At 72.8% G+C, this 15428-nt stretch carries 12 protein-coding genes and 1 pseudogene; 2 read left to right on the forward strand and 11 right to left on the reverse strand.

Annotated elements, in window-relative coordinates:
• Together ACYVE7_RS15260 and ACYVE7_RS15265 are read left to right on the forward strand one after the other, a co-directional pair.
• Positions 1-807: RidA family protein (locus ACYVE7_RS15260; RefSeq protein ID WP_460365347.1), on the forward strand; the 807-nt coding region annotated here is incomplete at its 5' end.
• 9 nt (positions 808-816) lie between these two features.
• Entirely contained in the window at positions 817-2841 is a 2025-nt protein-coding gene (locus ACYVE7_RS15265) for a molybdopterin-containing oxidoreductase family protein (RefSeq protein WP_460365348.1), read from the forward strand.
• On the opposite strand, the gene ACYVE7_RS15270 is transcribed toward ACYVE7_RS15265, so the two are convergent.
• The 11 genes and pseudogenes from ACYVE7_RS15270 to ACYVE7_RS15320 form a co-directional block, all read right to left on the reverse strand.
• On the reverse strand, positions 2828-3823 hold the full coding sequence (locus ACYVE7_RS15270) for an aldo/keto reductase (RefSeq protein ID WP_460365349.1): 996 nt from the start codon (positions 3821-3823) through the stop codon (positions 2828-2830). The genes ACYVE7_RS15265 and ACYVE7_RS15270 overlap by 14 nt on opposite strands.
• A 12-nt stretch (positions 3824-3835) precedes the next feature.
• On the reverse strand, positions 3836-4915 hold the full coding sequence (locus ACYVE7_RS15275; RefSeq protein ID WP_460365350.1) for a Kelch repeat-containing protein: 1080 nt from the start codon (positions 4913-4915) through the stop codon (positions 3836-3838).
• 347 nt (positions 4916-5262) lie between these two features.
• Positions 5263-6282 carry a Kelch repeat-containing protein gene (locus ACYVE7_RS15280; protein ID WP_460365351.1) on the reverse strand — a complete coding sequence of 340 codons (1020 nt, stop codon included), beginning with the start codon at positions 6280-6282 and terminating at the stop codon, positions 5263-5265.
• 203 nt (positions 6283-6485) lie between these two features.
• Positions 6486-7658, reverse strand: a complete 1173-nt coding sequence (locus tag ACYVE7_RS15285; RefSeq protein ID WP_460365352.1) for a Kelch repeat-containing protein — start codon at positions 7656-7658, stop codon at positions 6486-6488.
• 53 nt (positions 7659-7711) lie between these two features.
• A complete protein-coding gene (locus ACYVE7_RS15290; protein WP_460365353.1) occupies positions 7712-8836 on the reverse strand; it encodes an XdhC family protein in 1125 nt (374 codons plus the stop codon).
• On the reverse strand, positions 8829-9527 hold the full coding sequence (locus tag ACYVE7_RS15295; protein ID WP_460365354.1) for a nucleotidyltransferase family protein: 699 nt from the start codon (positions 9525-9527) through the stop codon (positions 8829-8831). Before ACYVE7_RS15295 ends, ACYVE7_RS15290 begins: the two co-directional genes overlap by 8 nt.
• Positions 9524-10492 (reverse strand): allantoicase, encoded by a 969-nt coding sequence (gene alc / locus ACYVE7_RS15300; RefSeq protein WP_460365355.1) that lies wholly within the window; start codon positions 10490-10492, stop codon positions 9524-9526. Before alc ends, ACYVE7_RS15295 begins: the two co-directional genes overlap by 4 nt.
• On the reverse strand, positions 10476-11780 hold the full coding sequence (allB, locus tag ACYVE7_RS15305) for an allantoinase AllB (protein ID WP_460365356.1): 1305 nt from the start codon (positions 11778-11780) through the stop codon (positions 10476-10478). The genes alc and allB overlap by 17 nt, the downstream gene beginning before the upstream one ends.
• Positions 11781-11789: 9 nt before the next feature.
• Entirely contained in the window at positions 11790-12917 is a 1128-nt protein-coding gene (locus ACYVE7_RS15310; RefSeq protein WP_460365357.1) for a DUF6986 family protein, read from the reverse strand.
• 1 nt (position 12918) lies between these two features.
• Positions 12919-15192 carry a xanthine dehydrogenase subunit D gene (pucD, locus tag ACYVE7_RS15315; protein WP_460365358.1) on the reverse strand — a complete coding sequence of 758 codons (2274 nt, stop codon included), beginning with the start codon at positions 15190-15192 and terminating at the stop codon, positions 12919-12921.
• A pseudogene (locus tag ACYVE7_RS15320) lies at positions 15189-15428 on the reverse strand (8-oxoguanine deaminase); the annotation flags it as partial. The pseudogene ACYVE7_RS15320 and the gene pucD, both read right to left, overlap by 4 nt.

The following is a 15428-nucleotide window of genomic DNA, read 5'->3' on the forward strand; positions in this document are numbered from 1 at the left end:
ATCGAGGTGGGCGAAGAGGGTGGGGGCGGCGGGGGTGTAGGCGATGGTTGTGGGGGTCAGGTGGGCGGCGCGGGCGCGGCGCTCAAGCAGGTCGTGATGAGCGCGATCGTCCCCGCGCAGGTGCGGCTCGCCGAGACCCTCGCCTACGGCGCCGAACGGGGCGTCGACCGCGAGGCACTGCTCGACGCGCTGGCCGTCACCCCGCTGGGTGCGCTCACCGACCGGCTCCGACCGGCCCTGGACGCCCCGCAGCCCACCCGCTATGCCCTCGGCCTGGCCGCCAAGGATCTCGCCCTCGACCCGAGCCCCGTCCAGACCCTCGCCGGCGCCGCCCGAGCCCGCCTCACCGACGCCGCACGCGCGGGCTTCGCCGACGCCGACCTCTCCGCCGTCCTCGCTCTGCCGGGCGGCCGGGAACCCGTAGAGAAGATCAACCCACCGACCGTCCCCGCCACGAACGGCTACTACAGCCATGCGACGCTCGCCGGCGGCTTCCTGTTCGTCTCCGGCCAGGTCGCCCTGGACGACGCCGACCGGGTGATCGCCCCTGGGGACATGCTCCGCCAGTCCGAGGCCGTCATGGCGAACGTCGCGAAGATCCTCGCCGATCAGGGCCTCACTCTCGACCACGTCACCCACATCCGAACCTTCGTGACGGACATGGACAAACTCCCTGAATACGGCGAAGTTCGCAGACGCTACTTCCCTGGGACGCCCCCGGCCAGCACCACCGTCGAGGTCGGCCGCCTCTTCCGGGACGGCCTCATGCTCGAAGTGGAAATCGTCGCGGTCGCCGGACGAACGTAGATTGGGGCCATGACCGGTGTGAAGGTGCTCGGAGCGTGTCCGCTGGACTGCCCGGACGGGTGTTCGTGGATCGTGACCGTCGAGGACGGGGTGGCGACGGGGCTGCGCGGCAATCCCGACCACCCGTACACGCGCGGAGCGCTCTGTGTGAAGGTCAACAGGTGGCTGGAGCAGGCCGCCTCGCCCGACCGGATCCTGTACCCACTGCGCCGGACCGGCCGCAAGGGCGAGGGGAGGTTCGAGCGGATCACCTGGGACGAGGCGCTCGCCGAGATCGCCGCCAAGCTCAAGGAGATCCCCGGCGAGGCGATCTGGCCGTACTGGGGCACCGGCACCCTCGGCTACCTGCAGGGCGCGGAAGGGCTGGCGGGGCAGCGGCTGTTCAACGTGCTGGGCGCGTCACGGCACCGGTTCACGATCTGCTCGATCGCCGGCAGCCAGGGGCTCGCCTACACGATCGGCTCGTCGGCGGGCATGGATCCCGAGGATTTCGCGCTCTCCCGGCTGGTGATCCTCTGGGGCACCAACCCGCTGACCAGCGGCCACCACTTCTGGAAGTTCGTCCAGGACGCCCGGAAGAACGGCGCGCACGTCGTCGCCATCGACCCCGTCCGCACCCGCACGGCCGCCCAGGCCGACGAGCATCTCGCGCCGCTCCCCGGCACCGACGCCGCCCTCGCCCTCGCGCTCCTGCACGTGATCCTCGCCGAGGGCGGCCAGGACGAGGAGTTCCTGCGCGACCACACCGTCGGCTGGGCGGCGTTCCGGGAACGGATCGCGGAGTTCCCGCCCGCCCGCGCCGCCGAGCTCTGCGGCCTGCCCGAGGAACAGATCGTCGCCCTGGGCCGCCGGATCGCCCGCACCCGGCCGACCGCGATCCGCGCCACCCAGGGGATGCAGCGGCACGCCGGCGGCGGCAACGCCCTGCGGACCCTCGCCTGCATCCCCGGCGTGACCGGCGACTGGGCGCTGCCCGGCGGCGGCCTGTCCTACTCGACGACCGGCCACATGCCGGTGGACGTCGCGGCGCTCGTCCGCAACGACCTCCGCAAGGGCAGGACGCGCGCCCTGTCGATGACCCGCGTCGGCGAAGGGCTCTTGGAAGCCGACCCCAAGGTCGAAGCGCTGTTCGTGATCGCCGCGAACCCCGTGGCCAGCGCCCCCGACCAGAACAAGATCCGGCGCGGGCTGGAACGCGAGGACCTGTTCACGGTCGTCCTCGAACAGTTCCCCACCGACACCGTCGACTACGCCGACATCGTGCTGCCCGCCACCATGCAGCACGAACACAGGGACTTGAACGCCGGCTACGGCCACCTGTACCTGGCGTGGAACGAACCGGCCGTCGCCCCGCCGGGGGAGTGCCTGTCGACGTCCGAGACGTTCCGCCGGCTCGCCCACGCGCTCGGGCTGACCGAGCCCGCCCTGTTCGAAACCGATCTGGAACTGGCGGAACAGGCGCTCCGCAAGGTCCCCGGGATCACCCTGGACGAGCTGCGCGCCCGCGGCTTCCTGCGGCTCGACGTCCCGAAACCGTTCCTGCCGTACGCCGACAGGTTCCCGACCCCGTCGGGGAAGCTGGAGTTCCGGTCGGCGTTCGCAAAGGCCAACAAGCAGGACGCCGTCGCCGGGTACGTTCCGCCGCGCGAGGTGCTCGACCCCGAACTGGCCGCGCGGCACCCGTTCGCGCTGATCTCGGCGGCGTCCCACCAGTTCCTCAACACGGTCTTCGGCGGCAACCCCGAGCTGCGGCGCAGGTCGGGCGGGCCCCGGGTGATGATCCACCCGAAGGACGCCGCGCAGCACGGGATCACCGACGGAGCCGCGGTCCGGCTCGGCAACGACCGGGGCGTGTTCGACGCCGTCGCCGTCGTCACCGAGGAGGTGCGGCCGGGCGTCGCGGCCTGCACCAAGGGCCACTGGGCGAAGCTGTCCGGCGGCGCCAACGCCAACGCCCTGGTCGCCGAGCGGGACGCCGACATCGCGGGCGGCGCCGTCTACCACGACACCCGCGTGTCGATCACCCCGCTGTAGTGAGTTCGTCGATCCGTTTGAGGTCGTCGTCGGAGAGCGGCCCCGCGTCCAGCGCGGCCAGGTTCTGGTCGAGCTGGGCGACACTGCTCGCCCCGACGATCACCGAGACGACGCGTTCGTCGCGCAGCACCCACGACAGCGCGAGCTGCGCGAGGGACTGGCCGCGACCCGCCGCGATCTCGTTCAACGACCGCAGGACGGCCAGCTTCTCACCCGTCAGCGCCGACTCCTTCAGGAAATGCCCCACTGACATCCGCGACCCCGACGGCACCTCGCCTGTCAGATACCGGTCCGTGAGCAGGCCCTGCGCGAGCGGCGAGTAGGCGATCAGGCTGGTGCCGGTGTCGCCGACGGCGTCCATGACCGTCGACTCGACCCGCCTGTCCAGGATCGAGTACGGCGACTGGTTCAAGATGATCGGGACGCCCAGCTCACGCCCCAGCTCGACGGCGTGCCGGTGCTGCGCGTCCGGATAGTTGGAGATCGCCGCGTACAGCGCCTTGCCCTGCCGGACGGCCGAAGCGAGCGCACCGATCGTCTCCTCGAGCGGGGTGTCGGGGTCGTAGCGATGGGAGTAGAACACGTCGACATGGTCGAGGTTCATCCGCTTCAGCGACTGGTCGAGGCTGGACAGCAGATATTTGCGCGAACCGCCGTCGCCGTACGGGCCCGGCCACATGTCGTAGCCGGCCTTCGACGCGATGAACATCTCGTCCCGGTAAGGGCGGAAATCCTGGGCGTACAGATGCCCGAAGTTCGCCTCGGCGCTCCCGTACGGCGGCCCGTAGTTGTTGGCGAGATCGAAATGCGTGACGCCCCGGTCGAACGCGCGGCGCAGCACGGCCCGCTGGACGTCGAGGGGCTGGGTGTCGCCGAAGTTGTGCCACAGCCCGAGCGAGACGACCGGCAGCAGCACCCCGGACGCACCGGCCCTGCGATAGGTCATTCCGTCGTAACGCTGCTCAGCGGCCACATAAGTCATGCCTTCTTCCTATCACCAGACCCGCAAAGCCACTCCGCGCTCCTGTGGACGAACGGCCAGGCAGTCCGCGGTGGGCGGGCAGGTGTCGCCACCCCAGAGGATCACCTCGCTGCCCGTCCGGACGGCGGCCGCCTGCTCCCGGTAACCCTCGACGGGCGGCACTTCCACCTTCTCCCAGCGGTTCTGCGACGGCCGGTAGACGGCCGCGATCGTGTAGCCGCTCCACACGACGACGCCCTTCCCGGTCGCCAGCGCCGGACTCATCGGGGGGATGCTCCTCGGGAACGCCACCGGCCGCCACGTCCCGGTCGCCGGAGCGTACGCCGCGCCGGGCGGCGGATCGGCGGAGGTGCGCCGATCGGGCAGATGGGTGTCGGGGAACAGGACGGCGCGGCCGTCCGCCCAGACCGCCGAGGTGTGCCCGAAGGCCGAAACCGGCGGATCGGGAAGCCGCCGCCAGACGTTCCGGACCGGATCGTAGGACGCGGCGAGGACCTTCCCACGACGCTCGGCCGTCGCGATCAGCTCGCCGCCCGTCCACACCGCGTGGCGCGGCAACGCCCCGGCGATGGGGAAATCCGGAAGACGACGCCAGGTGCGGGACAGCGGATCGTAGGCCGCTCCCGCTCCCGCAGCCGGGCCGCCCCGCTGCGGAAGCCCGCCCCAGAGCACGACCTCGCGCCCCGTCCAGACGGCGGCCGCTCCCCGGCGCCCGCTGAGCGGCGATGCTGGCAGCATCGTCCAGGTTCCGGCGGCGGGGTCGAGCTCCGCCCCGTCCGCGAACGCCGGACGGCCGCCGATCCCGATGCCGCCCCACACGAACAGCGTCCGCCCCGTCCACACCGCGGAGGTCTGGATCCGCGCGGCCAGCGGCGCCCCCGGCAGCGTCCGCCACCGATCGAGCGCCGGATCGTAGGCGGCCCCGTCGACCTCCAGCTTCCGCGGCCCACTGAAACCACCCCAGACCACCATCTCCCGCCCCGTCCACACGGCGACGTTCCCCAGGCGCCCCGCGATCGGCGCCCGCGCGATCTCCCGAACCCGCACCTCCGCCTCGGCCACCACCGGCGACGGCCCGCGAACCACCGGCACGGATGTCTCACCAGAGCACCCGCCGACCATCCCCACCACCGACAACCCCACGACCAGCCACGTCACAGCCGACCCACCCCGCATCCGCCCAACGGCCGGCCGCTTCACAGAGACCACAGGCAACGGACCGAGAAAACGGGCGGCGCAGACCCCGGCGAGCACGGACTGTCTCAGGGTTGCGATACGAAGTTGTACGGGGATCAGGCGCGACGGGTCGCGAAGGTGGGGCGCGGAGGGGTCGGTGAGTGCGGACCGTCTGAGGGATGTGATCAGACGTTGCAGGGGCGTCGGGCGTGATGGGTCGTGGAGGCGGGATGTGGAAGAGGCGGGGGGAGGGGGCGGGGGGTTCATGGGCGGAGGGCGAGGGCGTCGTGGGCGGTGCGGAGGCTGATGCAGCGGGCGAGGGGGCCGCAGGTGTTGCCGCCGAAGGCGATGAGGTCGGTGCCGGTCCAGATGACGGTGCCCCGTTCGCGCCAGGGGAGGTGCTGGGGGACGGGGATGACCCTCCAGTCGCCGGTGAGCGGCGTGTAGCGGGTCGCCGGGTTGGTGCCGTCCCAGCTCAGGATGCCCTGGGGGGTGGCGTGGGAGGGGCCGGCCGCCCAGGAGTTCTTCGGGATCTTCGGGCTGGGCAGTCTGGACCAGCGGTCGGTGGCGGGGTCGAGGGCGTAGGGGGCTTGGACGTGCGGAGTGAACGTCCGGGCGACGACCCGGCCGTCGATCCAGACGGCTTTGGCGGAACCGTATCTCCCGGTCCCGGCAGTGGGGATCTTCCGCCACGTGTCGGTGGCCGGTGTGTAGACGGCGGCGCTCGGCTTCCCGCCCGCACCGATGGCGACGAGCTCGCGGCCCGTCCAGACGGCTTCGGCTTCGTGGATATCGGAGAACGGTCCGGCGGCGATCTTCCGCCAGGTGCGGGCGGCCGGGTCGTAGGCGACTCCGTCCTTGGCCCACCGCGACCGGTCGCCGTACCCGCCCCACAGGAGCACCTCGGTGCCCGTCCAGACGGCCGTGACGGAGTTGCGTTTCCCGGTCGGTGCGGGAGGCAGCGGCGTCCAGGAGTCGTGGACGGGGTCGTACTCGGCGCCGTCCGTGAGGTTGGAGCCCCGCCCGGCCGCGCTCTGGCCGCCCCACACGAACATCGTGGTGGCCGTCATGACGGCCACGGCCCCCGTCCGCGCGGTCAGCGGTCCCGTGGCGATCTTCCGCCAGGCCTCGGTGGCGGGATCATAGGCCGCTCCGTCCACCAGCGGATGGGCGTACACGCCCTCCCTGGTGCGCTTCTTCCACTCGTCGCCGTCCCCCATCCCGCCCCAGACGACCATCTCCTTGCCCGTCCAGACCGCGACATGCCCCTCCCGGCTCCCCACAGGCGCCTGGGGCAGCTTCCACATCGACCCCGCCGGACGCGGCGACGCGCTCGACGCAGCAGGCGAACCGGAAGGCGCTTTGCTGGGCTTTGCCCCGGACGAACAGGCTGCCAGCGGGATCAGGAGGGCGAGAACCCAGAAACGGCGCATGACCGAAAGACGCCGCCAGGTCCTCCGGGCGTTGCACCGCGTCCGTCGACCGGTCATGGGCGCAGGGAGAGGGCGTCGTGGGCCGTGCGAAGCGCGACGCAGCGGGCGGCGGGGCCGCAGGTGTCGCCGCCGAAGACGATCAGGTCGGTGCCCGTCCAGACGAGGGAGGCCCGTTCCCGGTAGGGGAGCCGGTCCGGCACGGCGATCTGCCTCCAGGCGGCGGGGGACGGGGTGTAGAGCACGGCGGGCTGGGAGCCGTTCCAGGTCAGGATGCCTTTCGGGGTGGCGAACGACATGCCTTCGAGGGACGAGTTCTTCGGTCGGTCGGGCACGGCGAGGTCGGTCCAGCGCGCGGTGGTGGGATCGAGGGAGCGGGACGGGTACTCCTCGGGGATGCGGGACTGGGAGACGACACGGTCCGAGATCCAGACGGGATCGCGATGGCCGAAGCCCTGGTATCCCTTGCCGAGGGCGGGCAGCCTGCGCCAGGTGTTCGCCGCCGGGTCGAACGCGGCGGCCGTGTGGCCGGGATCGTCGGCGATCGCGATCATCTCGCGGCCCGTCCAGACCGTCTGGGCCTCGTAGTCGAAACGCAGCGGTGCGGCGCTGAGCTTCCGCCAGGTGCGGGTGGCCGGAGCGTAGGCCGCGCCGTCCTCCTGCCAGTCGTCATGGCCGCCCAGCCCTCCCCACAGCAGCACCTCGGTGCCCGTCCAGACGACCGCCGGGCCGCTGCGCAGTGCGACGGGAGCGGGTGGCAGCGGCTTCCACGAGTCCCCGACGGGGTCGTACTCCGCGCCGTCGGACAGGGCCGGTCCCCGCCCGGCCGGGGTCTGGCCGCCCCACACGAACACCGTGGTGGCCGTCATGACGGCCACGGCCCCCGTCCGCGCGGTCAGCGGTCCCGTGGCGATCTTCCGCCAGGTCTCGGTGGCGGGATCGTAGGCCGCGCCGTCGACCAGCGGACGCCCGTAGACCCATTCCTCCCCGCGGACGTTCCGGTCACGGTCCCCGTCGCCGATCCCGCCCCAGACGATCATTTCCCGGCCCGACCAGACGGCGACATGCCCGATCCGGCTCTCCACCGGCGCTTGGGGCAGCTTCCAGACGGCTCCGGAAGCGTGTGGCCGGGAGCTGGGCGTGAAAGGCGCATCGGCGGGCATCTTCTCCGTCCCGGACGAACACGCGGCGAGCGGGATCAGGAGGGCGAGAACCCAGAAACGGCGCATGACCGAAGGACGGTAGCGGGACGGGCCCGCGTTGCACAGGGCTCCCCGGCCGGTCAGCCGTCGTGGTGGATGGGGCCGGAGGCCAGGCGGAGCGGGGTGCCGTCACCCGACCAGCGGGACGCGACGATCTCGGCGGCGATGCTGATCGCGGTCTCCTCCGGGGTGCGGGCCCCCAGGTCGAGGCCGATGGGGGAGCGGAGCCGGTCCAGCGCGGCCGTCGGCACGCCCGCCTCGCGGAGCCGGGCGGCACGGTCGTCGTGGGTGCGGCGCGAACCCATCGCCCCCACATAGGCGACGTCCAGGCCGAGCGCCACCTCCAGCAGCGGGACGTCGAACTTCGGGTCGTGGGTGAGGACGCACAGGACGGTCCGCTCGTCGATCCGGCCCGCGTCGGCCTCGGCCGTCAGATAGCGGTGCGGCCATTCGACGACGACGCGGTCGGCGGCGGGGAAGCGGCGCGGCGTCGCGAACACGGGGCGGGCGTCGCAGACGGTGACGTCGAAGCCGAGGAACGAGCCGGTCCTGGCCAGCGCGGCCGCGAAGTCGATCGCCCCGAAGACGATCATGCGGGGTGGCGGCGCGTAGGAGACCACGGCGAGGGCGAGTTCGGCGCCGCGCCGCTCCCCGTCGGGGCCGTAGTGCAGGGCGCCGGTCCGGCCCGCCGCCAGCAGGCCGCGGACGGCGTCGGTGACGGCCTCGTCGAGCCGGGCGGTGCCGAGCGTCCCGGACGTCCGGTCGTTCCACACGACCATCCGCCGTCCGAACCGGTCGGATCCCGGCGGCCCCACACAGGTGACGGTCGCGACGGGCACCCCGTCGCGGACGGCCCGGACGATCTCGCCCAGCTCGGGGAAGGTCGCCCGGTCCACCCGCTCCACGAACACGTCGATCATTCCACCGCAGGTCAGGCCCACGGCGAGGGCGTCGTCGTCGGAGATCCCGTACCGCTCCAGCACGGGCGGCAGCAGCGGGTCGCCCGCGACCTCCATCGCCGTCTCGTAGACGGCTCCCTCCACACAGCCCCCGGACACACTGCCGATGGCCTCGCCGTGCGGCCCGACGACCATCGCCGCCCCGGCCGTCCGCGGCGCCGACCGCCACGTCCCGACCACGGTCGCGACCCCGACGGTCTCTCCGGCCTCCCACCACGCGTACAGCTCTTCGATGACGTCACGCATCGCGCACGTCCCTGTCCCGCCCGTCGGCGATGTCCTCGCACGCCACCCGCTCGGCCCCGTGCGCCCGCATATACCCCCGCGCCCCCTCATCCCCGCTGACGCTCGCGAGCACCCCCGCCCAGTGCTCCCGCCCGAGCACCACCGGATGCCCCGGCACCCCCGCATAGGTCGCCACCCGCAACGTCCCGCCCCCCGCCCCTTCCCTCATCCGCCGCACCGCCGCCGCCCCGATCCCCGGCGTGTCCACCAGCAACACCACAACGGCCTCCACCCCGTCCACGTCGGCCCCCAGCCCCTCCGGGCTCCGCGCCAAGCCGTCCACGGGGCCGACCTTTGACCGGCCGGGCCCCGCGTCGGCCGCCGGTGCGTCCGAGGTCGGCGACGGGCCGGGCTCCGTGCGGATCGCGGGCGTGTTCTTGGTTTGGGTGTGGAGGGTGGTGAGGCCGAGGGTGAGGGAGGAGGAGAGGCCGGAGGGCCAGGACGGGTTGGTGAGAGTGAGGGTGCCGGGTGGGTGGGGGACCTCGTCGGCACGGGCGCCGAGGACGACGAGGAGGGGGGCGCAGCCGCCGTCGCGGAGTGCGCCGACGGCGAGATCGAGGAAGGGTTCGCCGGACTCGTCGCGGGCCAGGGCCTTGGGGAGGCCGTAGCGGCGGCCGGCGCCGGCCGCGAGGAGGAGCCCGGCGACCGTCATGACCAGTGCGCCTTCAGCGCGGCGAGCGCCTGGCCGGTGGGGGTGCCGTAGAGGCGGAGCCGGGCCATCCCGCCGTCGGGGTGGATGTCCAGCCGGACCGAGTCGACGGGACGGTCGGTGGCCAGCCGGAACCGGTGGCGGGTGTCGGGCCGCAGTTTGACGGGCGCGAGCAGTTCGGTGCCGTCGCCCGCCGTGAGGGCGGCCCGGCCGGGCACGTTGCCCTTGAACCAGGACGTGTCCAGCTCGACCAGCTCGGGAACCCCGGCCAGGCCCAGCGCGATCTCCACCCAGTCGTTGCCGTCGTCGCGGCGGCGTTTGGTCTCCCAGCCGTCGCCCATCGAACCGGCCAGCCCCGGCAGCAGAAGCTGGTTCGGTGAACCGTAGAACCGGTCGCTGCAGTCGGTGACCCGGCCGCCCAGCTCGGCGGCGGCCAGATCGAGCACGCCCGGCAGCAGCTCCGGATCGGGCAGCGGGATCCCGTGGACGCGCAGCCGCGCCACCCCGCCATCCGGGAAGATCCGCAGCCGGACGTGGGTGACGAGCCGCTCCGACGCGACGGGGAACGCGTTCGCCGCGTCGCCCTTCAGCGCCGACCGGCCCACCAGCGCAAACCAGTCGGCCTTCCTCAGCTGTTTCGCCGACGGGTATCCGGGCAGCCGGTACCCTTCCACGGACGCCTCGGGCGGGAAGTTCCCGGTGAAGAACGCCGTGTCGACGACGACGCCCTCGACGATCCCCGGCACCCCGAGCCGGACGACCGCGAAGTCGTGCCCGGCCTTGCGGCGGCGGCGTGTCTCCCACCCGTCGTAGACCTGCCCTTTGAGCCCGAAGGTCCGCGGGCTGAACACCGCCGGCTCCGGCGTGACCAGATTGTCGCGTTCGGCGAAGAACTCGTCGTTGGCCAGGACGACGCCGCCGCCGAGCGCACGCGACGCCAGATCGGTCAGCTCAAGAAAGTCGGTCATCGGGGGCTCCCCTGGTCAGGAATCGGCCGCGCGGGACGTCACCGGTGGGGACTCCGCGCAGCCAAGTGGTGTGGACGACGCCGGTCAGCCGGCGTCCGTGGTGGGGTGTGACCGGATTCTTGTGGTGCAGGGTCCGCGCGTCGACGGTGAACTCCTCGTCGGGTGCGAACGCGACCAGGTCGGCGTCGAACCCGGGCGCGATCGCGCCTTTGCCCGGCACGCCGGCCAGCGCCGCGGTGTTCGCGGACATCCAGCGGACGACGTCGGACAGCTCGAACCCACGCCGCCGCGCCTGCGACCAGACCAGCGGCAGCCCGAGCTGGACGGAGGCGATCCCGCCCCACGCCGACGCGAAGTCGCCTGATTTCAGGTCGGGGGTGCACGGCGAGTGGTCCGACACCACACAGGTGATGACGCCGTCGCGCAGCGCCTGCCAGAGGGCGTCCTGATGGGATCTGTCCCGGATCGGCGGGCAGCATTTGTACTCGGTGGCGGCGTCGGGGACGTCCTCGGCCAGCAGGGTCAGGTAGTGCGGGCACGTCTCCGCGGTGATCTTGACGCCGTCGGCCTGGGCGGCGGCGATCAGCGGCAGCGCGTCGGCGGCCGCGAGATGCAGGATGTGCGCCCGAGCCCCGGTGCGCCGCGCCAGCGCGATCACCGACGCCACCGCGCTCGCCTCCGCGACGGGCGGCCGGGACGCCACGAACTCCGGATAGGTGGGCGCGGCCTCGGGCGAGGTGATGTGCGCCGGGTCCTCGGCGTGCACGACGAACAGGGCGTCGAGCTCAGCGAACGCCGCCCCGAGACCGTCGGGGTCCAGCGGCGGGAACTCGGGCACCCCTGAGTCGATCAGGAAGCTCTTGAATCCGAACACCCCCGCCTCGTGCAGCGGTTTCAGCTCGGCGAGGTTCCCGGGGATCGCGCCGCCCCAGAACCCGACGTCCACATGGCACTGCCCGTCGGCGGCCTTCCGTTTCGCGTCCAGCGCCGCGACGTCCACGGTCGGCGGCAGCGAGTTCAACGGCATGTCGATGAGCGCCGTCACCCCGCCGGCGGCCGCGGCCCTGGTCGCGGAGGCGAACCCCTCCCACGCGGTCCGCCCCGGCTCGTTGACGTGCACATGCGTGTCGACGAGCCCCGGCAGCAGGACGAGCTCACCGAGATCGGTCCCGTCGGTCTCATACGGCAGCACGGCCGCGATCCGTCCCGCCGCGACGGCCACGGCCGCGGGCCGCTCACCGTCCGGCAGGAGGACCCGCCGTGACTTCAGCACCAGGTCATAGCCCATTTCCTCGCCTCACACCCTCTCCACGAGCGGACGGTACAGCGCCTCGTCCAGCGCCCCGCATTCCAGACCTCTCCGGAGGAACCCGGCCAGGGCCCTGGCCGTCGCCGGTTCGTCGAGGAACCCGCTGTCGGCCCGGTCCAGCCAGGCCGTGAGCCGCTCCGCCGCCTGCGGCGCGCCCCGCAGGTAGAAGGCGTAGGCCGCCGCGAACCGGGTGGGGAGCTGGTGGGCGTGCAGATCCCAGCCCTGGTAGAAGCCGCGTTCCAGCGACCGCCGCACCAGCCGCAGATGCAGCTCCCAAGCGGCTCTGACCTGCGCGGTCTCCCCAACGGGCAGGATGTTGGTCGACCCGTCGCTCAGCCTGACGCCCGTCCCGGCCGCCGCCACCTGCATGACGGCCTTCGCGTGATCGGCCACCGGATGGTCCATCGCCTGGTGGTGGGCGGAGATCCCGCAGGCCGCCGAGTAGTCGTAGGTCCCGTAGTGCAGCCCGGTGGCGAGACCTTCGGCGGCGTGCACCATCCGCGCGACCAGGGCGGTCCCGTCGGCCCCGAGCACCGACTGGGTGGTCTCGATCTGGATCTCGAACCGGAGCGCGGGGTCGAGGGCGCGGCAGAGCCGGACCATCGCCTCGACCTGCCCCACCGAGGTGACCTTCGGCAGGGTGACGACGAAACCGTCGGGCACCCCGCCCATGCCGTCGAGCAGCAGGTCGAGGGTGCGGATGGCGCGGCGGCGGGTCGGCGCTTCGAGGCATTTCATCCGGATGCCGAAGAACGGCGCGGGCCGGCCCAGCAGGATCGCGGCGGCGCGGCGCGCCTCGGCGTCCTCGACGGCGTCGTCGCGGTGGCCGTAGCCGTCCTCGAAGTCGAGCCGGAGATCCTCGATCGGCTCGGACCGGAGCTTCGCCGCGACCCGTCCGTGCAGCTCCTCGGGGTAGGGCGGGCCGTGCCGTTCCAGCGCGGCCAGCTCCTGGGCGCCCCACTGCGCGACGATCGCGTCGGCGGCCCGGTCGGCCGGCACATAGACGGTGTGCAGCGGCTGGCGGCCCGGACGGTCGCCGGGATAGCGCGCGGCCAGCAGCTCGTCCTCGGGCTTCAGCAGCGCGTCGAGCTCGGCGTAGATCTCCGGTTCGAGCATGTCAGAGGCCGACGATGTGTTCGGGGCGGACCGGCACCCGGGTGAGGGCCGCGCCGCTCGCCGCCCGGATCGCCGCGACGATCGCCGGGGTGGACGAGATCGTCGGCGGTTCGCCGACCCCGCGCAGCCCGTACGGCGCATACGGATCCGCCAGTTCCAGGACTTCCACCGACATGGGTGGCATGTCCATGATGGTGGGCAGGAGGTAGTCGGTGAACGACGGGTTGCGCACCTTGCCGTCCGTGACCTGGATCTCCTCCAGCAGCGCCAGCCCCAGCCCCTGCGCGGTGCCGCCGTGGATCTGCCCGACGACCGCGCCCGGATTGATCGCCTTCCCCACGTCCTGCGCCGTGACGATCTCCACGACCCGCACCAGCCCCAGCTCGACGTCCACGTCGACCGTGGCCCGGTGCGCGGCGAACGCGTACTGGACGTGTGCGTCGCCCTGCCCGGTCACCTCGTCCAGCGGGAAGGTCGGCTTGTGCCGCCATTCGACGGTCTCGTCGACCGCCTCGTCACCGAGCAGCCCGATCAGCACGTCCTCGGGCAGGAGTTCGGCGGGCTGCGGGGCCCCGGCGGGCAGCCGTTCCAGCAGCCGCCCCCGGACGGCCTGGCACGCGGCCCGCACCGCCCCGCCCGTCATATAGGTCTGCCGGGACGCCGACGACGATCCCGCGCTCCCGACCTGCGTGTCGGACGGCGCGATCGTCACCTGCCCGACCCCGAGCTCCGTCCGGACGATCTGCGCGAGCACCGTCACCAGCCCCTGCCCGACCTCCGCCGCCGCGGTGTGGACCAGCGCGGCGGGCCGCCCGCCGACGTTCTCCAGCCGCACCCGCGCCGTCGAGTAGTCGTCGAACCCTTCGGAGAAGCACACGTTCTTGATCCCGATCGCGTACCCGACGCCCCGCACGACGCCCTCGCCGTGGGAGGTGTTGGCGGTGCCGCCCGGCAGGAAATCGGCCTCCGCGGCGGCCTGCGGGGCGTCCCGGACGATCCGCATCAGCTCGGCGACGGGCGCGGGCCCCTCGACGGTCTGCCCCGTCGGCATGGTGTCGCCCGTGGTCAGCGCGTTGCGCACCCGCACCTCGACGGGGTCGAGCCCGCACGCCTGCGCCACCCTGTCCATCTGCGCCTCGTAGGCGAAGCACGCCTGGACGGCCCCGAACCCGCGCATCGCCCCGCACGGCGGGTTGTTGGAGTAGATCACCTCGCCGTCCATGACGACGTTCGGCACGTCGTACGGGCCGATCCCGAGGGTCGCGGCGTTCGCGACGACCGCCCCCGACGACGACGCGTAGGCCCCGCCGTCCAGCAGGATCCGCGCCTTCACATAGACCAGCCGCCCGTCCGAAGCGGCGCCGTGCTCGTACCAGAGCTTCGCCGGATGCCGGTGCACATGCCCGAAGAACGACTCCTCGCGCCCGTACACCATCTTCACCGGACGGCCGGTCCGCAGCGCCAGCAGGCACGCGTGGACCTGCATCGACACGTCCTCGCGCCCGCCGAACGCCCCGCCGACCCCCGACAGGGTCATCCGCACCTTCTCCGGCGGCAGCCCGAGGCAGGCGGCGGTCTGGCCGAGGTCGGCGTGCAGCCACTGGGTGGCGATGTACAGGTCGACGCCGCCGTCCTCGGCGGGCACCGCCAGCCCCGATTCGGGGCCGAGGAACGCCTGGTCCTGCATCCCGACCTCGTACATGCCGCTGACCACGACGTCCGCGACGGCCTCGGGATCGCCCTTGCGGATCGGGACGGCCCGCAGCAGGTTCGGCCGTCCCTGGTGGACCTGCTCGGCGTCGGGCAGCACCGCGGTCTCGGGGTCGGTGATCGGCGTCATCACCTCGTATGCCACGAAGATCGCCTCGGCGGCCTTGGCGGCGATCTCGGGATGGTCGGCCGCGACGATCGCGACGGGTTCGCCCTGGTAGCGGACCTCGTCCATCGCCAGCACCGGCTGGTCGGCGTGCTCGAGCCCGTACCGTTTCTCCCCGGGCACGTCCTCGTGGGTGAGGACGGCGTGCACCCCGGCCATGGCCAGCGCGGGCCCGATGTCGATGCTGACGATCCGGGCGCGCGGGTGCGGGCTGCGCAGGGTCGCGCCCCACAGCATGTCGTCGGCCCACAGATCGGACGAGAAGGCGAACTCGCCGGTCACCTTCAGCCGTCCGTCGGGCCGGATCGGTGATCCGCCGACCCCGTCCGCGATGGTCGCGGCCAGCCCGAGATGCGTGGTTTCCGTGCTGTTCCGCACCGGAAGGCTCCTGTTCGTCATCGGGCGGCCAGCCGGGTGGAGGCGGCGGCGAGGGACCGGGCGAGGGCGCGTTCGTCGGCCTTGGCCAGCCGCCCCTCGGCGACGACCTCCCGCCCGCCGACCAGCAGCGACGCCAGTGGCGCGGGCGGACCGAACACCAGCGCGACGACCTTGTCGGCGATCCCGGCGTGGCCGAGGCCGTCGAGCCGCCAGACCGCGAGATCGGCGAGCTTGCCGGGCTCGACGGAGCCGAGGTC

The organism is Actinocorallia lasiicapitis (assembly GCF_054778695.1).

Bases quoted from the DNA above. Each gene is read 5' to 3' on its own strand.
- ACYVE7_RS15290 (WP_460365353.1), bottom strand. From the start codon at position 8,836: ATGCGTGACGTCATCGAAGAGCTGTACGCGTGGTGGGAGGCCGGAGAG.
- alc (WP_460365355.1), bottom strand. From the start codon at position 10,492: ATGACCGACTTTCTTGAGCTGACCGATCTGGCGTCGCGTGCGCTCGGC.
- ACYVE7_RS15295 (WP_460365354.1), bottom strand. From the start codon at position 9,527: ATGACGGTCGCCGGGCTCCTCCTCGCGGCCGGCGCCGGCCGCCGCTAC.
- ACYVE7_RS15310 (WP_460365357.1), bottom strand. From the start codon at position 12,917: ATGCTCGAACCGGAGATCTACGCCGAGCTCGACGCGCTGCTGAAGCCC.
- ACYVE7_RS15265 (WP_460365348.1), top strand. From the start codon at position 817: ATGACCGGTGTGAAGGTGCTCGGAGCGTGTCCGCTGGACTGCCCGGAC.
- ACYVE7_RS15270 (WP_460365349.1), bottom strand. From the start codon at position 3,823: ATGACTTATGTGGCCGCTGAGCAGCGTTACGACGGAATGACCTATCGC.
- pucD (WP_460365358.1), bottom strand. From the start codon at position 15,192: ATGACGAACAGGAGCCTTCCGGTGCGGAACAGCACGGAAACCACGCAT.
- ACYVE7_RS15285 (WP_460365352.1), bottom strand. From the start codon at position 7,658: ATGCGCCGTTTCTGGGTTCTCGCCCTCCTGATCCCGCTCGCCGCGTGT.
- allB (WP_460365356.1), bottom strand. From the start codon at position 11,780: ATGGGCTATGACCTGGTGCTGAAGTCACGGCGGGTCCTCCTGCCGGAC.